The 23870-nt window shown below is 43.8% G+C and carries 27 protein-coding genes and 1 other annotated feature; of the genes, 17 read left to right on the forward strand and 10 right to left on the reverse strand.

Annotation, left to right across the window (positions count from 1 at the left end; translation table 11 throughout):
* The first annotated feature begins 544 nt into the window (after nucleotides 1–544).
* From J2T19_RS16845 to J2T19_RS16870, 6 genes are all read left to right on the forward strand, one after another.
* On the forward strand, nucleotides 545–829 hold the full coding sequence (locus tag J2T19_RS16845) for a hypothetical protein (protein WP_307217719.1): 285 nt from the start codon (nucleotides 545–547) through the stop codon (nucleotides 827–829).
* Between the two features lie 55 nt (nucleotides 830–884).
* Entirely contained in the window at nucleotides 885–1166 is a 282-nt protein-coding gene (locus J2T19_RS16850) for a DUF7660 family protein (RefSeq protein WP_307217720.1), read from the forward strand.
* A gap of 36 nt (nucleotides 1167–1202) precedes the next feature.
* Nucleotides 1203–2057, forward strand: a complete 855-nt coding sequence (locus J2T19_RS16855; RefSeq protein ID WP_307217721.1) for an SMI1/KNR4 family protein — start codon at nucleotides 1203–1205, stop codon at nucleotides 2055–2057.
* Between the two features lie 37 nt (nucleotides 2058–2094).
* Nucleotides 2095–2490, forward strand: a complete 396-nt coding sequence (locus J2T19_RS16860) for a DUF6258 family protein (protein ID WP_307217722.1) — start codon at nucleotides 2095–2097, stop codon at nucleotides 2488–2490.
* A 69-nt stretch (nucleotides 2491–2559) separates the two neighbouring features.
* Entirely contained in the window at nucleotides 2560–3048 is a 489-nt protein-coding gene (locus J2T19_RS16865; RefSeq protein ID WP_307217723.1) for a hypothetical protein, read from the forward strand.
* Nucleotides 3041–3856 (forward strand): hypothetical protein, encoded by an 816-nt coding sequence (locus tag J2T19_RS16870; protein ID WP_307217724.1) that lies wholly within the window; start codon nucleotides 3041–3043, stop codon nucleotides 3854–3856. Before J2T19_RS16865 ends, J2T19_RS16870 begins: the two co-directional genes overlap by 8 nt.
* An 88-nt stretch (nucleotides 3857–3944) precedes the next feature.
* On the opposite strand, the gene J2T19_RS16875 is transcribed toward J2T19_RS16870, so the two are convergent.
* Entirely contained in the window at nucleotides 3945–4265 is a 321-nt protein-coding gene (locus tag J2T19_RS16875; protein ID WP_056702287.1) for a winged helix-turn-helix transcriptional regulator, read from the reverse strand.
* Nucleotides 4266–4679: 414 nt separating this feature from the next.
* Here J2T19_RS16875 and zwf point away from each other — a divergent pair, with 414 nt between their 5' ends.
* The 3 genes from zwf (at nucleotide 4680) to yunB (ending at nucleotide 8599) form a co-directional block, all read left to right on the forward strand.
* A complete protein-coding gene (zwf, locus tag J2T19_RS16880; RefSeq protein WP_307217726.1) occupies nucleotides 4680–6134 on the forward strand; it encodes a glucose-6-phosphate dehydrogenase in 1455 nt (484 codons plus the stop codon).
* Between the two features lie 464 nt (nucleotides 6135–6598).
* Nucleotides 6599–7492 (forward strand): phosphogluconate dehydrogenase (NAD(+)-dependent, decarboxylating), encoded by an 894-nt coding sequence (gene gnd / locus J2T19_RS16885; RefSeq protein ID WP_307217728.1) that lies wholly within the window; start codon nucleotides 6599–6601, stop codon nucleotides 7490–7492.
* A 216-nt stretch (nucleotides 7493–7708) separates the two neighbouring features.
* The gene (gene yunB / locus J2T19_RS16890; protein ID WP_370874894.1) at nucleotides 7709–8599 is read left to right on the forward strand and encodes a sporulation protein YunB; all 891 of its coding nucleotides are present in this window, start codon (nucleotides 7709–7711) and stop codon (nucleotides 8597–8599) included.
* Nucleotides 8600–8681: 82 nt separating this feature from the next.
* Here the strand turns inward: yunB and J2T19_RS16895 are convergent, their stop codons facing one another.
* Nucleotides 8682–9758 (reverse strand): M23 family metallopeptidase, encoded by a 1077-nt coding sequence (locus J2T19_RS16895; RefSeq protein WP_307217730.1) that lies wholly within the window; start codon nucleotides 9756–9758, stop codon nucleotides 8682–8684.
* A 215-nt stretch (nucleotides 9759–9973) separates the two neighbouring features.
* Between J2T19_RS16895 and lipA the strand changes: the two genes are divergently transcribed.
* Nucleotides 9974–10873: a lipoyl synthase gene (gene lipA / locus J2T19_RS16900; protein WP_056702296.1), complete on the forward strand. Its 900-nt coding sequence runs from the start codon at nucleotides 9974–9976 to the stop codon at nucleotides 10871–10873.
* Nucleotides 10874–10886: 13 nt separating this feature from the next.
* Nucleotides 10887–11306: a YutD family protein gene (locus J2T19_RS16905; protein WP_307217733.1), complete on the forward strand. Its 420-nt coding sequence runs from the start codon at nucleotides 10887–10889 to the stop codon at nucleotides 11304–11306.
* A 65-nt stretch (nucleotides 11307–11371) separates the two neighbouring features.
* Here the strand turns inward: J2T19_RS16905 and J2T19_RS16910 are convergent, their stop codons facing one another.
* A complete protein-coding gene (locus J2T19_RS16910) occupies nucleotides 11372–12175 on the reverse strand; it encodes an NAD kinase (protein ID WP_307217735.1) in 804 nt (267 codons plus the stop codon).
* A gap of 104 nt (nucleotides 12176–12279) precedes the next feature.
* Complete coding sequence (gene spoVV / locus J2T19_RS16915; RefSeq protein ID WP_307217737.1) at nucleotides 12280–13554, reverse strand: dipicolinic acid transporter SpoVV; 1275 nt, start codon at nucleotides 13552–13554, stop codon at nucleotides 12280–12282.
* Between the two features lie 583 nt (nucleotides 13555–14137).
* On the opposite strand from spoVV, the gene J2T19_RS16920 reads away from it, so the two are divergent.
* Nucleotides 14138–14515 carry a globin domain-containing protein gene (locus tag J2T19_RS16920; RefSeq protein WP_128103471.1) on the forward strand — a complete coding sequence of 126 codons (378 nt, stop codon included), beginning with the start codon at nucleotides 14138–14140 and terminating at the stop codon, nucleotides 14513–14515.
* 36 nt (nucleotides 14516–14551) lie between these two features.
* Nucleotides 14552–15283, forward strand: coding sequence for a DUF2225 domain-containing protein (locus J2T19_RS16925; RefSeq protein WP_307217740.1), 732 nt, complete (start codon nucleotides 14552–14554; stop codon nucleotides 15281–15283).
* 24 nt (nucleotides 15284–15307) lie between these two features.
* On the opposite strand, the gene J2T19_RS16930 is transcribed toward J2T19_RS16925, so the two are convergent.
* Together J2T19_RS16930 and J2T19_RS16935 are read right to left on the reverse strand one after the other, a co-directional pair.
* Nucleotides 15308–15541: a hypothetical protein gene (locus tag J2T19_RS16930; protein WP_307217742.1), complete on the reverse strand. Its 234-nt coding sequence runs from the start codon at nucleotides 15539–15541 to the stop codon at nucleotides 15308–15310.
* Nucleotides 15538–15720 carry a YycC family protein gene (locus J2T19_RS16935; protein WP_307217744.1) on the reverse strand — a complete coding sequence of 61 codons (183 nt, stop codon included), beginning with the start codon at nucleotides 15718–15720 and terminating at the stop codon, nucleotides 15538–15540. The genes J2T19_RS16930 and J2T19_RS16935 overlap by 4 nt, the downstream gene beginning before the upstream one ends.
* A gap of 179 nt (nucleotides 15721–15899) precedes the next feature.
* Here J2T19_RS16935 and J2T19_RS16940 point away from each other — a divergent pair, with 179 nt between their 5' ends.
* Together J2T19_RS16940 and J2T19_RS16945 are read left to right on the forward strand one after the other, a co-directional pair.
* Entirely contained in the window at nucleotides 15900–17696 is a 1797-nt protein-coding gene (locus J2T19_RS16940) for a M3 family oligoendopeptidase (RefSeq protein WP_307217746.1), read from the forward strand.
* A gap of 361 nt (nucleotides 17697–18057) precedes the next feature.
* Nucleotides 18058–18471, forward strand: a complete 414-nt coding sequence (locus J2T19_RS16945; protein ID WP_307217748.1) for an O-methyltransferase — start codon at nucleotides 18058–18060, stop codon at nucleotides 18469–18471.
* A 76-nt stretch (nucleotides 18472–18547) separates the two neighbouring features.
* Here the strand turns inward: J2T19_RS16945 and J2T19_RS16950 are convergent, their stop codons facing one another.
* On the reverse strand, nucleotides 18548–18781 hold the full coding sequence (locus J2T19_RS16950; protein ID WP_079348951.1) for an alpha/beta-type small acid-soluble spore protein: 234 nt from the start codon (nucleotides 18779–18781) through the stop codon (nucleotides 18548–18550).
* Between the two features lie 216 nt (nucleotides 18782–18997).
* On the reverse strand, nucleotides 18998–19972 hold the full coding sequence (locus tag J2T19_RS16955; RefSeq protein WP_307218071.1) for an aldose 1-epimerase: 975 nt from the start codon (nucleotides 19970–19972) through the stop codon (nucleotides 18998–19000).
* Between the two features lie 291 nt (nucleotides 19973–20263).
* Nucleotides 20264–20541: a binding site (T-box leader), on the forward strand.
* Nucleotides 20542–20630: 89 nt separating this feature from the next.
* Here J2T19_RS16955 and trpS point away from each other — a divergent pair.
* Entirely contained in the window at nucleotides 20631–21623 is a 993-nt protein-coding gene (gene trpS, locus J2T19_RS16960) for a tryptophan--tRNA ligase (protein WP_307217751.1), read from the forward strand.
* A 119-nt stretch (nucleotides 21624–21742) separates the two neighbouring features.
* On the opposite strand, the gene J2T19_RS16965 is transcribed toward trpS, so the two are convergent.
* Nucleotides 21743–21940: a hypothetical protein gene (locus J2T19_RS16965; RefSeq protein WP_307217753.1), complete on the reverse strand. Its 198-nt coding sequence runs from the start codon at nucleotides 21938–21940 to the stop codon at nucleotides 21743–21745.
* A 118-nt stretch (nucleotides 21941–22058) separates the two neighbouring features.
* Between J2T19_RS16965 and J2T19_RS16970 the strand changes: the two genes are divergently transcribed.
* On the forward strand, nucleotides 22059–22280 hold the full coding sequence (locus J2T19_RS16970; RefSeq protein ID WP_056702318.1) for an alpha/beta-type small acid-soluble spore protein: 222 nt from the start codon (nucleotides 22059–22061) through the stop codon (nucleotides 22278–22280).
* A 107-nt stretch (nucleotides 22281–22387) separates the two neighbouring features.
* Here the strand turns inward: J2T19_RS16970 and J2T19_RS16975 are convergent, their stop codons facing one another.
* The gene (locus J2T19_RS16975; protein WP_307217757.1) at nucleotides 22388–23368 is read right to left on the reverse strand and encodes a metal-dependent hydrolase; all 981 of its coding nucleotides are present in this window, start codon (nucleotides 23366–23368) and stop codon (nucleotides 22388–22390) included.
* Between the last annotated feature and the right edge of the window lie 502 nt (nucleotides 23369–23870).

The following is a 23870-nucleotide window of genomic DNA, read 5'->3' on the forward strand; positions in this document are numbered from 1 at the left end:
AGCGTGAGAAATAGGTTGAGAATCAATTTTATTAGGCTTATCCACTGGCTGGCGTCATGGTTGTTATTAAGTAATATGAGCGTAGAAGTATAGGAGTTATATACAGACTGACTGGAGCCGGGCTGGTTATGCCTTCTGCTCCAGTTTTTTAGGTTGAGGTTTCTATTTTACACTTTGCTTTTAATTAACAAATAAACCCTTTAGACTTCTTGCATCTTAAAGTGAGCGTGATTTACATATATGCAACCTTGAATTGTTGGCACTCGTATTACAGTGGAATGAGTTCTTTGAGGACGAACTCAGATGTTTCTGTGGCATGAATTGGGATGCATTTTGGGATGCGACAACGGGGCTTGGTGGAGATGCCTCATAATTAATTCTAGTAGGTTGGGAATATGTGGGACATTGTATCCCTCAAGATGTCGCAATCATGAGAGAGTTACTTCAGCAATTGAATGTTAAACACCCAACATGGGGGTGTGATGTGGAGTATGGATCATTTATAAAAGATGACATAGGCAATGGTTGAAAGGGTGTAATCGTAATGAGCAATGATCATGTAAATTGGAATAAACCATTCGAAACAGTAAATGATTTTGCGAGTTTTCTTAAAGTAATTGAGAACTGGTGCAAATTAGGTGATGATTGGGAGCAATATAATCCCTACGGTATGATCGCTATCTTATCTACTTGTCTAGAACATATCGGTCTTAACTTTCTAGATGATGAAATAGATGGTTTGCATGAGCATTTATGTGATGAGCAGATTCAATTACTGATCAGGATCGGTAGAAGCTTAGAAAAGGCTCAGTCAGAAACGGAAGCTTAAACCTAAGAAAGCGTCTAGATACAATACATAGCATCAGAAAGTAGTGGTGATCAGAATGAGTAGTCCAGAAGCAAATGATATGTCTAATATCTATGAGAATCTGAAGAAGATTGAAAATCGAGAAGAGTTAGTTCGATTTATTTCCTCTTTAGTAGATGATCTGAAGAACAATTCGGAGGATTGGGCGAACATTTCACTGGAGGATTATTTAAACGGAATGGCATCATGGATTGAGGATATGGAGGGGCTGTACCCAGAATCCGAGAGAGAACAATTGGAACACTTGGACTGGAAGCTAGTTGCTATGATCTTATATTCAGGAAGTCGGTATGAGTGAACATGATAGTAATATTGAAATGAGGAGGTAACTTGAATGGACAGTTCTAAACTGGTCGTTGAAAAAGAAACTGAACTGCTTGTCCTCCATAGAGCTATATTAGAAGCTAAATTTAACCTCAGTCCCTCTGATATCGATATACAGGCAAGTCCGTATACTGCGGAACTGGCTCAGCGTGTATTGAAAACGATTGTAGAGCTACAGTCTGCTTCAGATATGAATAAGATCGAACGTTGGTCAAACTGGTTAGAGCACAAGAAAGAGTGGATTTGGGAACGTTGCTTATCTTACATGTTAAAAATCCAACCATCTCATTGGATAAGGATGGATTATTCGAAGAAATGCAATTATGTCAAATGGTTGTTTAGTCCTTATGATCCTAATGAAGAAGATGTAGAACGATTTATAAGTGAAGTTGAGAAATATAGGCAAGCGATTGATAAAGGACATCTGATTTTTCTTAGAAGTTTCGGCTACACTACCGATGTGATATTAGATGAGCTGGAGCAAAAGCTAGGTAGGAAGCTACCTCCAGGCTACAGGACTTATCTAAGAAATCATAATGGAGGTAAAGTGCTTGTTCAGTACTGTACGTTTGCAGTAGAGGAATTAAATGAGGTTATTCCATTAGATGTTATATTTGGTGTTCATGTAGAGAAACGATATGATCTTGCGTATTGGAATACGTTTAAGGATGAATTTCCGACCGGGCACATTCTCATTGGAGAAGCTGCTGCAGGAGGCAAGATTTTGATGGATGATCTGGAGAGAATTTATTATTGGAAGGACATGGACTATGATGATCCTACCCGTAATCAGGGGCTATATAAAGTTGCAGATAACTTCGAAGCATTTCAACGAACTTGGAAAAGAATGATCAAAACAATTTGAGCAACTAAGCACATGAAAATGAGGGAAGTGTAGCTTTATGCATCCTAAAGCGTTTATTCAAACCATTTATCTTGGTGATCGCGGTTGTAAGCAAATCATTATGGATGGCTGGAACTCCGAAGTGAAAATACAAGTGACCACAATATCTAGAGTTAGAACGACTACATGGGATTATTATTCGGATGAAGACATTATAAATGGATACATTGTGTTCTATAATGTTGAATCCATCCGGATGGAGCCGAGTGGCTATATGCCTAACGATAGCATTACTGAGTTGAAGGTAGAAGAGCTGAACGATGGCATGTTTTTGTTCACTTTCTCAGCGTATTCAGCAAAGGGTCAAGATTCAATTGAAGTGATAACAAGTATAGTAGCTAGCGGAATTCATTTGGAAGACCCAATGAAACCAGGTGTGAAGATCTTAAAATGAGAATGAAACGAGTTACATTGTCGAGAATTCAAAGCAAATATTGAGATAAGTATGTTAGGAGACAACACCATGATCGCAGATTATCTATACATAGCATGTGAGAGTGAATATTATACCAAACCTGATTGGCAGGACTGGGCAGATCGACAGATTCTAGCGAAAAGTCAGGTGGAATACTGGATTTATGACGTGTCTTTAGCTAAGGATATCGTCGAACTTGGGACAGCTGTGTGTGAAAAAAGAATGGAAGAGCGTTATTACGCAGAAAATAACTTCTCACCTAGTGATACTACCGTTGGTTATTATTACCTTCAATTTATTGAAAATAGATTAAGTCTACGTGATATCATCAATAAATTAAGTTATGAAGATGACCCAGCGAACACATCTTCTATACATTATGGTGTGAGTTTCTATGACATATGGAAAGAAGTTTATGCAGACGAAAAACAGTTAGAGAATCCTACATTGATTCAAAAAATAACTAGACTGTGCGAACCTTATAAGCACATTGCATTGAAACAACTAGAACAATTGGAGCTGTATTCATATGAATGAAATACTTAAATATCTAACCAAAGATAAAGATTCGATAGAATATCTGACATTCTTTGTTTTACTGGAGAAAATAAAATACATCCCGCCGATTCTAGACTATTGTGGTGATGATTTTGTGGAATACATGATAGAACTTCTACCACGAATTGATGATAAATATGACCGAGCTTCATTAATTGAGACGATAGTTCAATCGTATTATTGGGATGAGAACAGTGTTAGATATTCTGATGAAATCTTCAATGAATACATCCGATGTATACGTGATCATGCTACTAATTTAGACGATATTATATCCTGCTTAAATGGATTTGTTCATGCTGGGGTGCGTAAACAAGAGATCGTAATTCAATTAATAAAACATGTGGATAAAGAAAAGACCATCACAATCCTTTCCCGATTTGAACTGGATGATGTGACCGGATCGCCAGGCAATGAATCAAAACTACTCACAGAGGCCAAAGAAATATCAAATATAAGATGGCGTTCTGGGATCATTGCACAATTTCTGTTATTGGTGCATCCACAAGTTCGAAAATATGCTGGCATCAGCCAAATTACGTTCTTGTATGATACTTACCATGGCGTTTACGCGGATTGCTGGCCTAGAGGATTGCTTCCTAATCAAAAAGACCTCTTGCTGAAATCAAAGGTGCTGTCAGCAAGAGAAATAAGCGTTCTGGAAACATTGGAAGAGTTGATTAACTCGCAAGAGAAGGATTTGGATTCACCTGAAGTGAAGCAATTGTACGATGCATTTTTTACAGGTAAAGATCCATTGGACGTTATATTTACGTTACCGAAGTGACTGGTATAGATGTATTCTTTCTGAAGAAGGAATAGGAGCGAAATGCCGAACAACGAATTGAACCTCGCTGATTCTGCCTTGCTCCTTCTTAAAGCCACTTATCAGCCCATCGTTCCACGGCACTTAATGCCCTCCCGAGCTCTGTCCCTTTGCGGGACAACATATATTCTGTCCGAACCGGACGTTCTGTAACCACATGACGAACCACTAGTCCTTCTTCCTCAAGTTCCTTCATTCGTTCATTCAACACACGTTTGCTCAAGTCTGGGATATAAGCGTGAATTTCACTGAAACGTTTGGGTTCTTCCATTAACGCATGAATAATGAGGGCTACCCATTTGCGGCCAATGATCTGATAAGATTGTTCCACTTTTTCGCACATTTGCTTGGCATTCTTATCCTCGCTCATAATTGTACTCCTTTAGTTTGGTTATGCTTATTATAGCATTAGTATACTTATTGTAACCTTGGTGTCTAGTTGCTTTATGTATAAAAGGTCACATGCCAATTGTTATTAATGTTACCACATAAAGCGTTATCATCAAAGAAAAACCCTGTAAACACTGGTGTTCACAGGTTCGACATGATTATTGACGAATTGTGACGACAGGTGTAATATGGGTAACGTTAATTCAAATGGTTACAATTTATAACCTACAAATGAGTTGTGGAGAGAAGGAATGTTCCATGTTAAATTCAGGCCGGATATGTAAACGGAGGCAAGGCGGGTAGCACGCCCACTTATTCCGTCTTTTGTCATGCTTGGATTTGAACATTTTGCAACATCATATACTATACTGCACAGAGCACAGGAGGCACTCCAATGGATGCAATGACATTTGTCCTGTTTGGGGCAACAGGCGATTTAGCAAAACGCAAGATTTACCCTGCATTATATAATTTGTATATGGATCAGAAGATGCCAAAATCCTTTTCCGTTATCGGTCTGGGTCGGCGTGAATTGTCAGATGCAGACTTTCAGGCGAATGTCGAAAAGTCATTGCATGAATTTTCACGTCAAACTCCGGAGGAAGCTTCCCAGGTACGTGATTTCATTGGGGCTTTCCGCTATTGTTCTCTAAACAATACGAAGCTTGAAGATTACACCAAACTGCTTGAATTGGTTCAGCAGCGTGAACAAGAGCTCAGCATTCCTGAGAATCGCATGTTCTACATGTCGGTAGCACCAGAATTCTTCGAGCCGATTGCACTGAACATCCAAGAAAGTGGACTCGGGAACACTAAAGGCTGGAAGAAACTGATTATCGAAAAACCATTTGGACATGACTTGCAATCCGCACGTGAACTAAATGAGAAGCTTAGCAATACTTTTGCAGAAGAAGAGATTTATCGGATTGACCACTTCCTCGGTAAACCGATGGTACAGAATATGGAGACATTAACTTACGCGAATCCAGTCATTCAGGCTTTGTGGTCTAACCGTTACATTGCCAATGTACAGATTACAGCAAGTGAAACCGTTGGTGTCGAAGAGCGCGCTGCCTATTATGACCAAAGTGGTGCACTTCGTGACATGTTCCAAAACCACATGCTTCAGTTGCTGATGATGATCGGCTTGCATTTGCCGAAGCGTTGTACACCGGAAGAAATTCAATTCAAGAAACGTAAAATTGCTGAGTCTCTTCGTCCACTAACGAAAGAGAATATCGCTACTGAGGTTGTCCGTGCTCAATATGCAGCAGGCGAACTGCAAGGTTCTTCTGTTGTTGGTTATCTGGACGAGCCTGGAATTCCTGCTGGTTCTCAGAATGAAACGTATGTGGCTGCAAGATTGTGGGTTGATGATCCATTCTGGAGTGAGGTTCCTTTCTATATCCGTACAGGTAAACGTATGAATGAGAAATCCACCCGAATCGTGGTTGAATTCAAAGCTCCACTGAAAACAGGGCATGAATCCGAGAATACGATGGAGCCGAACCTGCTAACCATTGAAATTGGACCAGGAGAAAGCATCTCTCTTCAATTAAATGCGAAGAATCCATTGAACCATGGTGAAGTGGAACCGATGAGTATGACGTTCAGCTCAGGCAAACGCAATGTGCCTGAAGCATATGAGAATTTGATCTTTGACGCTATGCGTGGAGACTCCACGTTCTTCGCACACTGGAATGAAGTTGAGCTTGCATGGAAATGGGTTCAACCCATTCAAGAAGCTTTTCAAGAAGATAGTGTGCCACTGGATACGTATGCAGCAGGTTCACATGGTCCTGAATCAGCAGACCGCCTGACAGCAGAGAATGGATTCCGTTGGTGGTAAGATAACTGACCTAGGCTCGGATCAATATAAGCTTTGCCAAATATAAAGCTATAAGAGCCTGTATAGGTTATGACTGAGCTTTATAACGCAATTTACATTTCAATTTCTATAGATGTAATGCCTTCAAAGTTCCAATTGTACCATTCCAATTTTGCGTAAGACCTTCCGCTTATCTTTACCTCGAAGGCTGTGAAAATTTTTGAATATAGATGGCGTTCGGTTTGAAAATGGGTTGGATGAGACGGGGAAAAGTAGTGGAGGAGTCGAGATCGATTCTGGAGAAGCGAAAGCGTGCGCCTTTATCCCTGGATTTTCTTCTTGTAAAAGGAGATTAAAAAAATCTGGGGATAAGAGCGATCGTAAGAACGATTCGACACCGGAACGCTACTTGGTCCGTGTTGGTACTTATTTTCTTATCTGAGCAAAAGAATTTAAACATAGTTCACATTACAGGAGGATTTATTATGAAACTTGGACTCGTTGGATTAGGTAAAATGGGATTGAACCTGGGAAGAAACTTGATTGATCACAAACATGAAGTCGTCGCTTTTGACTTGAATGCTGAAGCTGTGAAAGAAATGTCAGAATACGGCGCACAAGGCGTATCTTCATATGCAGAAATGGTTGCATCTCTTGAATCACCACGCGTATTGTGGATTATGGTTCCTCACAACGTCGTAGATGCGGTATTGGCTGAGATCAGCCCACTTCTCTCCAAAGGCGACATCATCATTGAAGCGGGTAACTCCCACTACAAAGAATCGATCCGTCGTTATGAAGAGTTGAAACCACAAGGCATCCATTACATGGACGCAGGTACTTCCGGTGGTATGGAAGGTGCGCGTAACGGTGCATGTTACATGATCGGTGGCGACCCAGAAGCATGGGCAGTGGTTGAACCAGCATTCAAGGATACTTCCGTTGAGAACGGCTACCTGTATGCAGGTAAAGCGGGCAGCGGCCACTTCCTCAAAATGGTTCACAACGGTATCGAGTACGGTATGATGGCTTCTATCGGTGAAGGCTTCGACGTATTGGAGAAAAGCGGTTTTGACTTCGACTTCGAGCAAGTTGCACGTGTATGGAACAACGGTTCCGTTATTCGTTCTTGGTTGATGGAATTGACAGAGCGTGCATTCTCCAAAGATGCAAACTTGGATGAAATCAAAGGTGTTATGCACTCTTCCGGTGAAGGACGTTGGACAGTTGAAACAGCGTTTGATCTTCAAACGGCTACACCGGTTATTGCGTTGTCCTTGTTGATGCGTTATCGCTCCCTTGAGACAGATACGTTCACAGGTAAAGTAGTAGCTGCACTGCGCAATGAGTTTGGCGGTCACGCTGTCGAGAAGAACTAATTCATATATTTTGACCATGGTAATAAGTGTACTCTTCCACAGATGTAGTGGGAGGGTACACTTTTTTTGTCGTTTATAAACGAGTGTGTTTGCCAACTTATCATATAAGAGGTGCTGTCCTTCTTTTTCGGGACAACAGTGCATAAGGATAACATATACCTAATCGGGTTAAACAACCTCGTATAGCTCATCCCGCAGGGGAGGGACACTAAATTGATGAGAAGAAGATGGCGAAGCCGGAGACGCCGTAAACCGCCAAGTGGCAAGCGTAAAATGTGGTTGATCATTTTATTAGTAACTGCTTTTTGTTTGATGCAGGGGTTTGCCTACGTGGATAAGAAAATGAAGCCCCCTATAATGCACCTAGCCAAAATTAGGGTGAAGCAGATTGCCACCGAGGCGATCAACAAAGCGATTACGGCACAGGTCGCAGAAGGTAAGACAACGGAAGGCTTAATCGATTGGAAGACGGATACTGCCGGGAAAGTGTCTGGTTTTATGCTGAACTACAATGAGCATATGCGAATCACAGCAAGCACGATGAACATCGTGCAGTCTACTTTACAGAATGTGCACATGTTAAAAGAGAAAATACCACTTGGGCAAGCGTTAGGCAGCCCTGTGATGGCATCATTCGGCCCCAATATCCCAGTTCGTATTGAACCTCAGGGAGCGGTAAAAGTAGACCTGAACACTCGTCAGCAAAATGCCGGTATCAATATGATCTTGGTCGAAGTTTACATTCACATCATTGCAGAGGTTGCTGTGGTGGTGCCGTTTGATATGGAGCCTGAGACGGTGGATACGGAGATCCCGATCTCGTACCTGCTCGTTGTTGGCGATGTACCGATGTACTACTATGATAATCAAGGCAAACCTGTAGGCAGCAATGGTAGCCAGGCTCCAGCTATCGCACTCCCATCAGGTCATTCAGGGGTATCAAGCGGGGGAGGGGTTACTTCTAATCCGGCAAGTCCATCGACGAGCCCACCAGCTCCTACGCAGCAGCAGACCCCACCGGGAAGCACAGAAGGAGGCGTGTTTGACCTAGAGCATGAGATGCCAGAGATCAATGGAACGCAGCCCAACACGAATAGAAATCATTAAGTAAAAAATAAAAGACAAAACCCAAAGGAGCCTTAGCATAAGGCTCTTTTGGGTTTGATGTTTGATGCTTAGGCACATACGTCTATTTGCTTTTGTTTTTCTTCTGTTTACGTTCTTCCCGCTCCCAATGAGATAACGATGGATAGGGATCGAACGACCATTCTGTCAGACCACTATCTCGATAAATACCATAATGAAGATGCGGAGGGAATTTGCCTTGAGTGCCTGGTTTCCCGTAACCAGAGCTACCTACCCAACCAACGACTTGACCTGGTGTTACAACTTCGCCGATATGGGCGTTTTTGTCAAAGCCAGATAGATGTGCGTAATAGTGATAGTGATTATTCAAGTCCCGAATACCAATCCGCCAACCACCGAATGGATTCCAGCCCTTGATTTCTACAACGCCATAACAAGTGCTGCGGACAGGAAGACCATGTGGTGCGAAGATATCCGTACCTTCATGAATTCTGTAGCCACCCCAGCTTCGCTTGGTTCCCCATGTGCTTCGATAGGAATAATTGCTACCTAACGGGACGGGGAACGCATGTCCAAATAGATCCAGATTGTCGAAGTGCTCATATAACTTAGCGAATTGTTGAATTCGTTGTACCGATCTGGAGTTATGATAATACTCCCATAGAGCAATGTTGAAGTCCTCCTGACGGTTTCCATACTTCTGAATGACACTAGCGATGCTGTAGAGTAGATCCAGATCATTGTTGGGATCTGCAATGCCGTCACCCGAACCATCTCGCCCATATCCGTTGAAAAATAGGATGGAGGCCGGATGCTGATCCGTCTCATCCGGGTTTAACCAGCCTCTCCATGCTGGAGGCGTCATATAGATGCCTGTCAGCCGTTCGGGATGCTTGCGATCCTTCGGGTGTGCACGTGTAATGGTTCGTTCATATTGATCAATCGCTGCTAATCTGTACCAGGGTATCCCGGTTATCTGCCCGATACTTTCATATAGATGACGGCGTGCAGCGAAAATTTCAGCAGGTTTTTGTTCTGCGCCCTGGTTCTGGACTTGTGATGTGGTTATAGAGGGTTTACCATGGACATCTACAGGCAAGAGTGGGAGAAGCAAGGTGCCTGCGAGAATCGTTTTAATCCAGAAAGTATAGGTAAACCGCGTTGTGAAGCGATCTTGCACAGGGAAGCAGCCCCTTTCCGTAGATGATAAACACGAGTGCCGAATGAATAAGCTATATCCTAGGTTCTTCAAAAGTCGTGATTTTATCCATGTAAGCATTTTGCATATAAGAGCTGTGATGCACAGAATGAGACAAATGGGAGTTTTTCCAACGCTTTCATGGTATAATATGTTCCGAGCAACAGCCTAACTTCAGTAGAAAGAAGGTTTACGCATTGGCTAAACGTGTTAAAGAACCGAAACCGGATTGGATTCGGATCAAGTTGACTACCGGCGATAATTATCAGGAAATGAAAGAGATGATGCGTTCCAAAACGCTGCATACAGTATGTGAGGAAGCACGCTGTCCCAACATTTATGAATGCTGGGCCAATCGAACGGCAACTTTTATGATTTTGGGCGATATTTGCACACGGGCATGCCGTTTTTGTGCGGTCAATACCGGCTTGCCAACGGAACTAGATTTGCAAGAACCAGAACGGGTAGCAGAGGCGGCAGAACAGATGAATCTGCAGCACTGTGTCATTACCAGCGTAGCTCGTGATGATTTGAAGGATGGCGGGGCAACGATTTTTGCGGAGACGGTGAAGGCTGTACGTAGACGGTTGCCACTCTGCAGTGTTGAAGTACTTATTCCAGACTTTTTGGGCGATCGTGAATCATTGCAGATTGTTATGGATGCCAAACCGGATATTTTGAACCACAACATTGAGACGGTTGAGCGGTTGTCAGATAAAGTGCGTGCGAAGGCGAAGTATAAACGATCCCTGGAACTGCTTGCTCGTGCCAAAGAAATGCAGCCGAACATCCCTACAAAATCAAGTATTATGTTGGGTGTCGGTGAGGAGTATAATGAAATTCTTTCAACGATGGATGATCTTCGGGCGGTAGATTGCGATATCATGACGATTGGTCAGTACTTGCAGCCTTCCGAGAAACATCTGTTTGTTGAAAAGTATTATCCGCCAGAGGAATTTGCTGCACTGAAACAGGAAGGTTTGAAACGTGGATTCAGTCACGTGGAATCCGGACCGATGGTGCGTAGTTCCTACCATGCGCATGAACAGGTGAAGTCAGCTACCAAACATGCGGAACAGGCGGCAACACACGCATGATGGAGGATACATGATGGACGATATAGAAGTGCAAGAAGGAAGTACAGAAGAGGTTCAAGAGTCGCTTCAGGACAATACTGAGGATCAGTCTCAAGACAAACCTCAGGACAAACCCCAAGAAAAAATCATCGTTCAAGTCGGTGGGAAAAATTACGAAATCGTACAGAACCACAAAGAAGGATGGAACGCGGAAGTTTTCCGTGACCGGTACAGCGAAGTACTGGAACGATACGATTATATTATCGGAGACTGGGGTTACAGTCAGTTACGTCTGAAGGGCTTCTACCGGGACAATCATCCCAAAGCAACGAAGGATTCAACGATCTCCAGTATGGTGGACTACATTAATGAATATTGCAACTTTGGTTGTGCGTACTTTGTTCTACAAAAGAGCAAAGATCAGCCACCTGCCAAAGCAAAAAGCGGCTCCTAGAGGAGCCGCTTTTTTTGTAGCTTGTTATCAGAAGATAACTCTCATTGGCACAGCAAGTCGTGCAGCTAGTCCAGAAAGGCAGTGCGCACTCGATTCCAGAACGGATACGGACGATACCGCGCAAAGCTCACTTTATGACTAGATACTTGGCAGCGTACAGAGATAAGATCCTCAACCATAACGTTAACGTGATCAATCGTCATCAACAGACGTTGATCCTTCCGCGAGAAGATGTCGCAGTGATGGTGCTTCGGCAAAATAACCGGTGAACCCAGCGTTCGATACACGCGATTGTTAATGGAAGCAATCTCAGCGATCTGAATCGCATCAATTGTAGGATGCACCATAGCTCCACCAAGTGCCTTGTTGTAGGCTGTACTGCCAGATGGCGTCGAGACACAGATGCCGTCCCCACGAAACATTTCGAAAGTGACGTCATTGATGTCAACCTGAGCAACAACGGTACCATCTACCCCTTTTAACGTAAATTCATTTAACGCAATATAAGAGGAATTGCCTGACTTCTTACGAATTTCCAGCTCCAGTAACGGATACTGCACAATACGGTGTTGAAGATGCTCCGAATCTCCTTTTCCGCTCATTAGTCTTACCAATTCTCTTAATTCTTCCTTCTTCCAGTCGGCATAAAATCCGAGATGCCCCGTGTGAACCCCAACAAAAGCAATGTCCGGGATCCGGTCGATGAAGTTATGAAACGCCTGCAGCATCGTACCATCGCCTCCGATAGAGACAACAATTTCGGGTGATTCTGCATCCAGCTTGAATCCTTCCTCTTTGGCCAGCGCATGAAATTGCTGACTGAGATCAATCGATAACTGGTCTCCGCGGTCTTGAACATAGTATCTCAAGATGAAAGCTCCTTTGTGGTCATTATACTACCGATGATAATCAATTCCGGAGAAGAACACAACGTTGGATTGATATTCCTGCGCTTAAAGATGGACAAAACGGATTATCTTTTAACATGTCTGTTTGAAAATAGAGAAATGATGAACGAGCAGATGAGCAGAAGGAACACCACAATCCCGAGAGTAACGAGACCCGTAACAACAATCGTTCCCCAATGCGGGGTGTATATAAAAGGGTTGAAATTAGGAATATTCGAGGCAAACGCAGGTGAATCCATCGTTCCCATAATGGGAACCCACAGCAACAACACCAGCATGGGTGCGATGAGTGCATGGATGACTCTAGCCAATAGGAAAGGCCCATATCGCATAGGGGTGTTGCTCAGTATGCTCATAATCTGTGCGTGAACAGAAAGTCCACCCCAAGACAATACAAATGCTGCGGCTGACGCCTTGTACATCAGGGGGATACTTGCTCCTGCGGCTCCGGCTTCTTTGGCTCCCAAAGTCACTTCAAATAACCCGCCTACAAGGCTCTGGGACAGAGACGGGGGTAGCCCAGCATGAACTAAACCTAATTCCGTCCATTGGTATAACGCACCCAGCCAGCCTGTTTGTACCAATAGTTCCATGATGACGGAGAAGAATACAACTAACCCGCCAACGATAATAATAAGTCGAAGGGACGAGGCAATGGCCTGGCGCAACAATTCGCCAAATGCACGACCATCCGCCATCCGAGCCTGATGCATCGCCTCGATCGCGAGCTTCAGTTTATTTTTACGTATATGATTTGGATGTGAAGGGTAAACTGTAGATTCGCTATTTGAGTGTTTATTGGAGTGATCTGTTCCTCTGCCATGGAAACGCATCAGTAGTCCGACGATAAATGCGGCAGCATAATGTGAAGCGACTAACACTGGCGCAATGGCAACATTATGGAAGAAGCCGACAGATACGGCACCGATCATGAAAATGGGATCAGATGAGGTAGTGAAAGCTACGAGGCGTTCTCCTTCCTCACGGGTAACCAATTTCTGTTCCCACAACTGCGCAGTTAACTTAGCTCCTGTAGGATAACCGGATGCGCAGCTGACAGCGAATACGAACCCACCGCTCCCAGGTACACGAAAAAGTGGACGCATAAGTGGATTAAGTAACGTACCGAGAAAATGAACAATCCCAAACCCGATGAGCAGCTCAGACAAAACTAAAAAGGGGAAAAGGGAGGGGAACAACACGTCCCACCAGATGGCAAGTCCACGCACTCCCGCTTGCCACGTTTCCGCCGGAAATAGAATCATGAGCATGCATAGGACCAGGAGAGCAAGTATAAACATGACGTGGGTTAGTTTTTGCAGCTTACCAAGAGCAGACATGATACCTCTCCTTTTCAGCAAAATGGCTTTCCGGCAGAATAAGGGCTTGTGCGATCAATATATGAGCTTAGGCGGACAAACAGTACAACGGAGTACCTATTCGTCATAGAAAGCGCTTGCAAAAATGGCTGTATTTTTAAACGATGTATGCTAAAATGAAAAAAACGCCTGAACGTCACCTCAATCTGCTACGGGTGAATTCAATTCGGATGGAGTGATGATTATGAGTCTTGTCACCGGAGTCCTAGTCTGTGCTTTTGTCTACGTTATACGTGCGTCGCTTATACGCTCTGAAGAAGAGGACTGGCGAAGCTATTAATGAATAAATGATGCGCTGAACCCTAGGTTTGGCGCTTTTTTTGTTGTTATTATCTAGTCGTAAGTAAGTCCATATCATGCTGTCATACGCAAAATTGTTAAATAATAATCCATATCTTGTGTGATGTTAGATAGGACTTTTGGTTTTTTTTTGATAGAATGAGGATGAGGGTGTATGTAACCTGGTCTTTAATTTTAGTTCACAATGAAGCATAGGAGTGTAATATATGCCAAAATTCGACACGACTAATGTGGGGGCAAATCAATGAAACCTACGCTAAGTATTTATGAAAATCTCGGCGGGGAACAAGGTGTACGAGCTCTGGTAGAAGCCTTTTACCCGATTGTTATGCAAAATGAACAGTTAGCACCATTGTTTCCTGAAGATATTCAGCCAGTGATGGATAAACAGTACATGTTTTTATCTCAATTTTTCGGTGGTCCTGCCTTGTTTTCTGAGGCATATGGTCATCCGATGATGCGTGCCCGCCATATGCATTTTGAAGTGACGGTTGAACGAGCTGAAGCATGGCTCTCATGTATGAATCAAGCGTTGACACAGATCGGTGTTGAAGAACCGTTGCATTCGTTTATCCTGCAGCGTTTATCGGGACCGGCTCATCACTTTGTGAATACGCCTTAGTTCCGATTACAAGCTTACGGGAGAGGGATGGAATGAGTGGAACTAGAACCGCTGTATAAGGTGAAAATTACGTGTCACTATTGTGAAAATGAGTTTGAAACTTCACGGGTAAGACCAAGTTTGAAGAGACCTTACCGAACCGATTCCGACTTCTGTGCTTATTACAAACTAGAGAACCCGGACTTTTACGTTGTGCGCATCTGTCCTGAATGTGGATTTGCTTCTACAGAGAATTCAACGGAACGTTTAAGTGATACACAACGGCAAAATTTCAAGAATCAGATCGGTAACCGTTGGGAGAAACGTGATTATAGCGGCGCACGGACGATCGATCAGGCACTTGCAACTTACAAGCTTGGACTGTTGTGTGCGCAAGTGATCCAGGAGAAGGATCGTGTCGTTGCAGGTTTACTCCATCATATTGCCTGGTTATACCGCTACCGTGAGGATCATGAGCAGGAACGTCGTTTCTTGGAGTTTAGTCTAGACTCGTATGTGAGGGTCTTCGAGCGGGAAGGCACAGGTGGAAATGAAGCCCGATTGCTTTATTTGCTAGGGGAATTAAATCGTAGGATAGGTCGCTTCCATGAGGCGGTCAAATGGTTTGGAAGAGTCATTCAGGACAAGCGGATTACAGATGCGGCCATGATTCGTGCTTCACGAGAGCAGTGGGCATTACTGCGGGAACAGATGATTTCTGGCAAAATGGAGCTACCTGAAGAGATGGTTGAAGCCGAAAAAGGGGCCACTAAGCGTAGCCCCATCTAAGAACTATTCGTCTAATGAATCCAATTAATTACGAATTGGACGGCTGGACAGCAGGTAGTCACTATCGTTATCAATCACCTTCATACTACCGTTACAACAAGGAAAGACCAGCAATTTCTTCTTGCCTTCACGGATGCGTACAAGCTCTTTCGGTTTCAGGGGCAGCAGCACATTGCTTGCATGGCAGAACGGGCATTGCTGTACATAGATGTCCCCCATCACAATGTCATACGGCCAACTGTTCTCAAAAGGAATCATTCCTGCTCGCCTTCCGAGGCTTCTTCCGATGCAGTTGGCTTAGACGCTTCAGCTTTGGCTAATTCGGCAATTTTCTGCAACAGGATATGCTGGGGCATATGCATCAGGTGTTCTAGTGGCACACCAAGGGATTCCGCTAATTTAACGGCTGTATCAGCCGATACTTGTAAAGGTTTCATCACATTTACCTCCTAAAGAATAGCTTAAACTATTCCTCTAGTATAGAGATACAGTCTTCATAAAACCAGTCTTTATTCAGGTAATTACATTTGTGTTGATTGAAAAAATGGAATCACAGCATGCAAAGGTTTCATCGGCTCATTGGTTATTCAATCTGTAGAGAGAGGTGCCTGATTAAATGAAAACACCATTACATCCCGTATGGGATCTGGAGTCCATCTTTCGTGGAGGTTCTTCCTCCGAATCATTTGCTGCATATTTAGTTGAGCTTGAGCAGGATGTTCGCAACCTTCAGCAACTACTGAAAGAAACACCAGTACCAAGCAATCTGGAGGAAACGAAAACATTTGATCCGATTCTGGAATTGTTGCAGAGCTGCTACATTCGGACTTCGGAAGGATCGGCCTTTGTATCTTGTCTCTCTTCACAGAATCAGAAGGACAAGAAGGCTACACAGCTTCAAGGTGCGATTAGTTCCCTTGCAGCTATGCTGAGCAGCAGTAAATCCCAGTTTGATAACAAACTCAGTGAAACGGAAGACCACGTATGGGAAGCGTGGATTGCTCGGGATGACATTCAGCCATTATCTTTCGTACTTAACGAAAGTCGTACACAAGCTCGTGAGAAGCTGTCACCTGAACTTGAGGGTCTTGCTCTTGATTTAGGGGTTGATGGTTACCATGGCTGGGGCAAATTCTATAATACAATTGTAGGGAAAATTAACATTCCGTTTGAGCAAAATGGAGAAACAGTCATGCTATCAGCAGGACAGGCTTCCAACAAGCTTAGTGACAGTGATCGCACTGTACGCGAAAAGGTTTTCGCGCAGTGGGAAGAAGCTTGGACTGACGTCGAGGATTTTTGTGCGGATACGCTGAATCATCTTGCTGGCTTCCGTCTTAAGTTATATGAGAAGCGTGGCTGGGATGATATCCTCAAAGAGCCTTTGGCGATTAACCGGATGTCGCGTCAGACACTGGATACGATGTGGGATGTGATTAACGGAGCCAAACCTTCATTAGTTCGTTACCTAGAGCGCAAAGCAAAGCTTCTTGGCGTAGACAAGCTGAGTTGGAGTGACGTCGATGCTCCTGTTGGAAAATCGGGTGGCAAAGTGACTTATGATGAAGCTGCGATTAATATTGTTGAACAGTTCGCAAAGTTCAGTCCCAAGCTTTCCAAATTTGCTGAGATGGCATTTGAGAAGCGTTGGATAGAAGCTGAAGACCGTCCTGGTAAACGTCCAGGTGGATTCTGTACATCTCTGCCACTGAGCAAAGCAACTCGAATCTTCATGACATTCTCTGGGACTCCATCAAATGTTTCGACACTCGCTCATGAGTTAGGACATGGATATCATCAACATATTATGGAAGAGCTGCCTGCGCTGAATCAGCGCTATGCGATGAATGTGGCGGAGACAGCATCGACCTTTGCTGAATTGATCGTTGCTGATGCACTTGTTCAAGCGGCGACAGACGAACAAGAGAAGTTGGCTTTATTGGAAGATAAAATTCAACGAAGTGTAGCCTTCTTTATGAATATCCACGCTCGCTTCTTATTTGAGAATCGTTTCTATGAGCAACGTAAAAAGGGACTCGTTAGTGCCGATGAACTATCCAAATTAATGGTGGATGCCCAACAAGAAGCATTCTGTGGTGTGTTAGCATCTGATCATCCGCATTTCTGGGCATCGAAGCTACATTTCTATCTGACAGGTGTACCATTCTATAACTTCCCGTACACGTTCGGTTATATGTTCAGTGCAGGAATCTATGCTAGAGCACAGCAAGAGGGAACAGCCTTTGCGGATAAATATGACGACTTGCTGAGAGATACGGGGCGAATGACTGTAGAGCAATTGGCACATAAACATCTGGGGACTGACCTAACTAAGCCTGAGTTCTGGCAAAATGCTGCCGATCTAGTTATAGCTGACATTGAAAAGTTCCTTGAGATGACAGAGGATCATTAATAAGCATATATAGAGGTTGTTCCAAAAGTAGGCTTTATTCAAGCGATTCCTGTAGACCCGCTTATAGTGACGTTTTGATATTTACCGAGCTACAAATGTCATTTGTATATCATACAAGACTGCCAGCCCGATGCACGTTATTTTGGTGGCAGTCTTTTTTGTTGACTACAACAGATGCGATTATTTTGTCGCAATAGAGAGAAAAAACTCAGTTTTAATCGCGCAAATGGCAATTAATTGTGCAAACCATAGTAATAAATACCCAAGTTTGTTTGTTATTGTTGAATGACTATATATATTGTCATATAATGAGTCGTAAGTCCTTGTTATGAAGGGATGAAGTGCATAAAGGAGGAGCAGTATGGTAAAAATTGACCAGCTTTCATTAGCACGACAGTTAGATCTGGTGTTCAAAGAGCTTGATAATGAGTTGGCAGGGTTAGATTCAGGTATTGTTTTTGTGCAAATACGCAATAACGTAATTGGAAAATTCGGAATTCGACATAATCCGATATCTGGGCGGAATGGACAATTAGAAGTGGAGAATGAGGGATTAAATGAAGCTCAGCGGTCTTCTTTCCGGGTTATGGCATTAGAGACGTTGAAATTCAAGAAGAATTGGACACATGGAGAAATTTCATATGACTTTACAGTAAGACAAGGCACGATATTGGTAGATGCAATGATGGAATCCAATTACAATATGGCTAACTTAATGATTCGTTATCCTAGGACAAATACATACAAGGATTCAGGAATGGAATCAACTTCCTAAGCGCCAGCATAACCAAAAGCGGCACTTCCGAAGAAGGCCGCTTTTAGCTTTACCACGTAAGCATGCTTTCGAGTTCTTAAGAACGACCCGATAATTGCTGCTCAGCGATTTGAACCAGACGTTTAGTAATGTATCCTCCCAGAGATCCTGTCTCACGGGAAGTGTAGTTACCGTAGTATCCATCTTGTGGAATGGTTACACCCAGCTCTTGCGCCGCTTCCATTTTCAATTGTTGCAAAGCTGCTGTTGCTTGGGGAACAACCAGATTGTTAGAGCTGTTTCTATTACCTTGGTTTTGGCCTCCGTACATGTGTGTCACCTCCTTATGGGTTGGTGATGTTAGTATGGTTAGAGTATGAAGAAATATACATCATATGGCGTAAGGGAAATTTTAGGGGTTATTGATGTGAAGGGTATAAGCAAAAAGCCGATCCTATAAGGATTGGCTTTTTGGCGTATAGGTAAAATGAAGAACGTACGTCTGTGAGCATGATGAGGTGCATGATAGAGTTGTTTCTTTATAACATTATTCTACTGGAGGAACAATCTCAATCCGTGTAACCAGCTCTACTGGCTGCTGTGGTTCCAGTCGAATCAATCCCGTTTGCTGATCGGATAAAGACAGATTCGGGGCATCGGAAAGCCACGTGTAAGGCTCAATGCACAGGAATTGATCGGATTCGCCTTTGGTATAGAGAACCCAATGTTTGAAATATCGTTCATCTGCTGAATAATTCAGCAGATAGCCATCCTGACGTCGCAGTTGAGCAATAGCCGGTTTATGCTCGTCAGCCTTGAGAAGTGTATCCCAATTTCGGCCTTGCATATTCACACCTTCGTTCAAGGCAGCCCATTCACCTAGCTCTGCAATTTCACCTGTAGGCAACTGTTCTTCATTCTGTGAATATAAACCTGAAACAGGCAGCTGAAGTGTCCATTCGGCAGGTGCGCCGTCAAGGAGGAACCATGTATGATATCCCATTCCAAATGGAGCAGGAGTTGAACTCAAATTCGTTACGCGCAACTGTTGGCTCAGGACAGCATTTTGCAGCCTAAACGTCATCTCTAGCTTGAGAGGGATCGGAAATTGCTCCATCCAGTGCTCTTCGTTCTCGGTAAGTAATTCCGTAGTGATGGCGCAACCATCTTCATCCTCTTCAATGTCACTAACACACCAGGATTGTGTGCGATGGAGACCATGGATGTGGTTGTCGTTGGCTGTGTTCTGATCGAACTGGTAATGGACGCCCTCATATTCGAATTGTCCACGATGAATTCGACCAGGTGGAATGAGAAGCGGAACACCGAAGTGATACGGTTTCTGCAGATAAAATGCAAGATCATCTTCTTCTGGACTGCGAACGACATCGCGTCCCTGCACGAGATCACGAATAGAAATGATATTGTTTCCAAGACGCGGTAGCAGGGTAATCTCCAATTCACGGCTATGTAGGATATACGTGTCGTAACCATTCCATTGGCCTTTGGTCACTTGTTTCATATCGATGCTCCTTTTCCCACTTGAAATCTGTCTGCCAGCGGCTTTTTTAATCTTCCGCTGCAGGCGTGTCATTGTGTACATGCCAGCAATCCCTTAAGCAATCCACGTGAATGCTTGGAATAGGGTTAAGCTATTCCATCATAACAGATTTCAGTGAGGTGGGTAAAAAAAGCTCATTCTTAATTTTTGACAATCCGTGTGGATGGCATTAAGATGATATTCAGATATAGTTTTATTTACGAGTTGAATAACTTGAAAATGCTTGTTTAAAAAGTGATTTTTAAACAACCTCTTAAAGCGATGATAGGGATAAGTAAGTGGAGGGCACTCTCTTCAGAAAGCCGGTGGGTGATGTGAACCGGTGTGAACTCTTTGCCGAATGGCCCCTTGAGTGCGGAGTTGAACCGGGTAGCTGATGTTGGCTCTATCCCGCAGTAGGTTCTGACGTATATTCCACGTTACGGAACAATGAAGGTGTTTCTTGTTGATGAATCGATGTGCGTAAGTACAGAGAATCTACTTATCAAGGGGCACGAATAAGGGTGGCACCACGGTCTCACGTCCCTTGCGGGCGTGGGATCTTTTTGCGTCCGCGGAGAATACATGATTGACCCAGAGTAACTGGATCAAAGCTAAATTCGAGGAGGCATTATTTTTTATGAAAACTGTACTATCTGGAATTCAGCCGAGTGGTAAACTTACGCTTGGCAACTACATTGGTGCGATCAAAAATTTTGTGAAGCTTCAGCATGATTATCAATGTCACTTCATGGTGGTGGATCTTCATGCCGTCACTGTAGCTCAGGAACCTGCTGCACTCCGTGAACAATCAGAGGCGGTAGCTGCACTGTTTATTGCAGCTGGCATCGATCCGACCAAGTCCAACGTATTTTTGCAGTCCCATGTGCCTCAGCACGCTGAGTTGGGATGGTTAATGACAACACTCACTTCTATGGGTGAGCTTGAGCGTATGACTCAGTTCAAAGATAAGTCTTCAGGAAAAGATTCCGTTGGTGCAGGGCTGTTTGTATATCCATCTCTGATGGCAGCTGACATTCTGTTATACAATGCTGATCTCGTTCCAGTAGGTGAGGATCAGAAGCAGCATTTGGAGCTCACGCGTGATCTCGCTGGTCGCTTCAACCACCGTTATGGGGAGTATTTCACAATTCCAGATCCGTACATTCCGCAAGTGGGTGCACGTGTGATGTCATTGGATGATGCTTCCTCCAAAATGAGTAAAAGTAATCCGAATGCAGGCAGCTATATTGCGTTGCTCGACACGCCGGCAGAGATTCGCAAGAAAATCAGTCGTGCCACAACGGATTCAGGACGTGAAGTCGTGTACGATCCGGCTAACAAACCGGAAGTGAGTAATCTCATGAGTATCTACGCGGAATGTGCAGGCATGACTCTTCAACAGGTTGCTGATCAGTATGAAGGCCAGATGTATGGTCCATTTAAAAAAGGATTGGCAGAGGCTGTCGTTTCCGTCATTGAGCCATTGCAACAACGGTATCATGAGATCCGTGAATCGGGCGAATTGGCTGATATTCTCGATGTTTCCGCTCGTCGTGCAGAAGAAGTGGCTTCCAAAACACTTAATGATGTTAAAGAACGTATGGGCTTTGTACCAAGACGTGCACGGTAGTGAGATATTTGAGTTTAACTGTGTAAAGCAATAAGTATTAGATATAGCGAAATGAGGAGCCAGAGGCTCCTCTTTTGTTGTTTGGTTCGCTTATAAAAGCGTCGCTTCAAAACACAGAATTAAGAAGCTGAGCCCGTTGACGCCTGAAGTTCACGACGTTCTTTTTTGGCGCGGATGACAAAGCCCCAACCGATGTTACCCATGGATAAAATAAATCCTAACGCAGCCAACCAGCCTGAGTACGACATCGATATTGCTGTAACCGTTAACAAAACAATGGAAGAGAATGCAAACCATAAGGATAGACCTTTGCTCATTGGGAAAAACCTCCATCATAAAATTTAATGAATCTCCGTATAACCTGAAGCGTGCGAGACATAATAATCTTGCAAGCTTGCATTACATTACAGACACAGATTGAAAGGAGATTTAAATATGGCACAAGGATCTCGTTCTTCTAACAACTTGGTGGTACCTCAAGCAACTGCAGCATTGCAACAATTGAAAATGGAAGCTGCACAGGAACTGGGTGTAACTATTCCACAAGACGGTTATTATGGTAACTACACTTCCCGTGAGACAGGATCTCTGGGTGGATATATTACCAAACGTCTGGTACAAATCGCTGAGCAGTCTCTGGCTGGGTCTGGCAAATAATTCATCATAACCAAACAGCAACAACACAGAAGGCCCGGAGCGGAATGCTCCGGGCTTTCGCGCGGTTTAGTTCCTATGTTGATTGTGCCCTTCTTGGCACACTTTCGTCAAGAGCGTGCCGACAAAAGTTTTTTATCCATTTTTTCGTCACTTAACCAGCCCACATAGGTGTCGATCGTTTCAAAATTTCGATCCATGACCACGACAGCGACAAATGGGTATTGTTTGCGGTGTCGATAACGGACATCCGCCCAGCGGACTTTGTAGCCAGCAGGTAATTCCTCAACCTCAGCGACGGCATATGACGTGAAGTACAGGAATGCTTGCACCTCAGGTGATTGACGGGAAGCAGCTACTGCTGCGTGAGTAGATGATGAAGCTTGTAAGTTCCAAGTCAGGTCGGAACCATCTAGTTTTCCAATCTCATAATGATCATCCGCATAACGCTTCACTACATGCCACCGATTCCAGGATATAGTGGGGATTACGACATAACGAGTCGCATCTGTACTATAATCCATTCGTTTTACCTTAGCGACAGCCTGAGCGTGTGCAATAATTCGCCAGATGTAATATAAGCCGATGATGATATACAGGGTGACGAACAATGGGGCGGGTGATACAACATCGAAAGCCCAGAGCAAGATTGCTACGACATGGGAACTGAACAGAAACGGATCAAAAATATGAATGATATTCCATGCAATCCACTTATCCGTAAATGGCCTTGCCGCTTGGGTGCCATACGTATTGAACAGATCCGTAAATACGTGTACACACACGGCAACAGCCGTCCATATGGCAACATGAGCAATCGCAACACCGGGGAAGATCAATGCGATTACACCTGTAATGAGCAATGTCCATAACAGGAGAAACGGCAAGGAATGGGACATCCCGCGATGATTTCGAATATACAGGGAGTTGCTTTTGAGACGCAGCGCAGTATCGATATCAGGGGCTTGTGAGCCAGCGATCGTACCGACCAATACCGCTGCTGCAAGCATAGGGCTTGAGGCTACAACAGGATCAACATAAGCGAGCCCGGCCAAACCAATGCCCATGACAAAATGTGTAGAAGTATCCATAAACGTCTCCTTTGTTGTGTAGATCGTTCTCATCATACTCATCATACGTGTTCAAAAAGGTCGGTTTTCAGTACCGAGAAGATGGGATGAAGATAGAAATGGAGTAGCGGAGCGTAGGCAAACCTACGTGAGCAACTACATGTTTCCGAAGGAAACAAGCTTCGTAAGCATCCCGCTTATTTCGACTGAATCCCATATTCAATGCTGAGATGCCGACAGGCATCCTTCGTAATCAAAAGCGGACTTTTTGAACAACCTCTAATCATTCTCTATCTAGGTGATACCCATCTATAGTGTATATTATCCGTCTGCCTAGAAGCAAAACAGGTCATTAGCAAAACAAGGCTCAAATCAACGACGTTTTTGTTCGATATTTGTACATGCATTGTCCCACTTTTTTGGAATTTTCTGTGATAAACTTTATATCGGATATAAAAGAGACTGGCTTTACCGTTTCGTGCGACATCCTCAAAAAAGTTTCGTAGGCATGTTGCTGTAGAAC

This window comes from Paenibacillus tundrae, assembly GCF_030812775.1.
Classification (GTDB): Bacteria; Bacillota; Bacilli; order Paenibacillales; family Paenibacillaceae; genus Paenibacillus; species Paenibacillus tundrae_A.

Coding starts and splice junctions, on each gene's coding strand:
- J2T19_RS16845 (WP_307217719.1), top strand. CDS start 545: ATGAGCAATGATCATGTAAATTGGAATAAACCATTCGAAACAGTAAAT.
- J2T19_RS16850 (WP_307217720.1), top strand. CDS start 885: ATGAGTAGTCCAGAAGCAAATGATATGTCTAATATCTATGAGAATCTG.
- J2T19_RS16855 (WP_307217721.1), top strand. CDS start 1,203: ATGGACAGTTCTAAACTGGTCGTTGAAAAAGAAACTGAACTGCTTGTC.
- J2T19_RS16860 (WP_307217722.1), top strand. CDS start 2,095: ATGCATCCTAAAGCGTTTATTCAAACCATTTATCTTGGTGATCGCGGT.
- J2T19_RS16865 (WP_307217723.1), top strand. CDS start 2,560: ATGATCGCAGATTATCTATACATAGCATGTGAGAGTGAATATTATACC.
- J2T19_RS16870 (WP_307217724.1), top strand. CDS start 3,041: ATGAATGAAATACTTAAATATCTAACCAAAGATAAAGATTCGATAGAA.
- J2T19_RS16875 (WP_056702287.1), bottom strand. CDS start 4,265: ATGAGCGAGGATAAGAATGCCAAGCAAATGTGCGAAAAAGTGGAACAA.
- zwf (WP_307217726.1), top strand. CDS start 4,680: ATGGATGCAATGACATTTGTCCTGTTTGGGGCAACAGGCGATTTAGCA.
- gnd (WP_307217728.1), top strand. CDS start 6,599: ATGAAACTTGGACTCGTTGGATTAGGTAAAATGGGATTGAACCTGGGA.
- yunB (WP_370874894.1), top strand. CDS start 7,709: ATGAGAAGAAGATGGCGAAGCCGGAGACGCCGTAAACCGCCAAGTGGC.
- J2T19_RS16905 (WP_307217733.1), top strand. CDS start 10,887: ATGGACGATATAGAAGTGCAAGAAGGAAGTACAGAAGAGGTTCAAGAG.
- spoVV (WP_307217737.1), bottom strand. CDS start 13,554: ATGTCTGCTCTTGGTAAGCTGCAAAAACTAACCCACGTCATGTTTATA.
- J2T19_RS16920 (WP_128103471.1), top strand. CDS start 14,138: ATGAAACCTACGCTAAGTATTTATGAAAATCTCGGCGGGGAACAAGGT.
- J2T19_RS16930 (WP_307217742.1), bottom strand. CDS start 15,541: ATGATTCCTTTTGAGAACAGTTGGCCGTATGACATTGTGATGGGGGAC.
- J2T19_RS16935 (WP_307217744.1), bottom strand. CDS start 15,720: ATGAAACCTTTACAAGTATCGGCTGATACAGCCGTTAAATTAGCGGAA.
- J2T19_RS16940 (WP_307217746.1), top strand. CDS start 15,900: ATGAAAACACCATTACATCCCGTATGGGATCTGGAGTCCATCTTTCGT.
- J2T19_RS16945 (WP_307217748.1), top strand. CDS start 18,058: ATGGTAAAAATTGACCAGCTTTCATTAGCACGACAGTTAGATCTGGTG.
- J2T19_RS16950 (WP_079348951.1), bottom strand. CDS start 18,781: ATGTACGGAGGCCAAAACCAAGGTAATAGAAACAGCTCTAACAATCTG.
- J2T19_RS16955 (WP_307218071.1), bottom strand. CDS start 19,972: ATGAAACAAGTGACCAAAGGCCAATGGAATGGTTACGACACGTATATC.
- trpS (WP_307217751.1), top strand. CDS start 20,631: ATGAAAACTGTACTATCTGGAATTCAGCCGAGTGGTAAACTTACGCTT.
- J2T19_RS16965 (WP_307217753.1), bottom strand. CDS start 21,940: ATGAGCAAAGGTCTATCCTTATGGTTTGCATTCTCTTCCATTGTTTTG.
- J2T19_RS16970 (WP_056702318.1), top strand. CDS start 22,059: ATGGCACAAGGATCTCGTTCTTCTAACAACTTGGTGGTACCTCAAGCA.
- J2T19_RS16975 (WP_307217757.1), bottom strand. CDS start 23,368: ATGGATACTTCTACACATTTTGTCATGGGCATTGGTTTGGCCGGGCTC.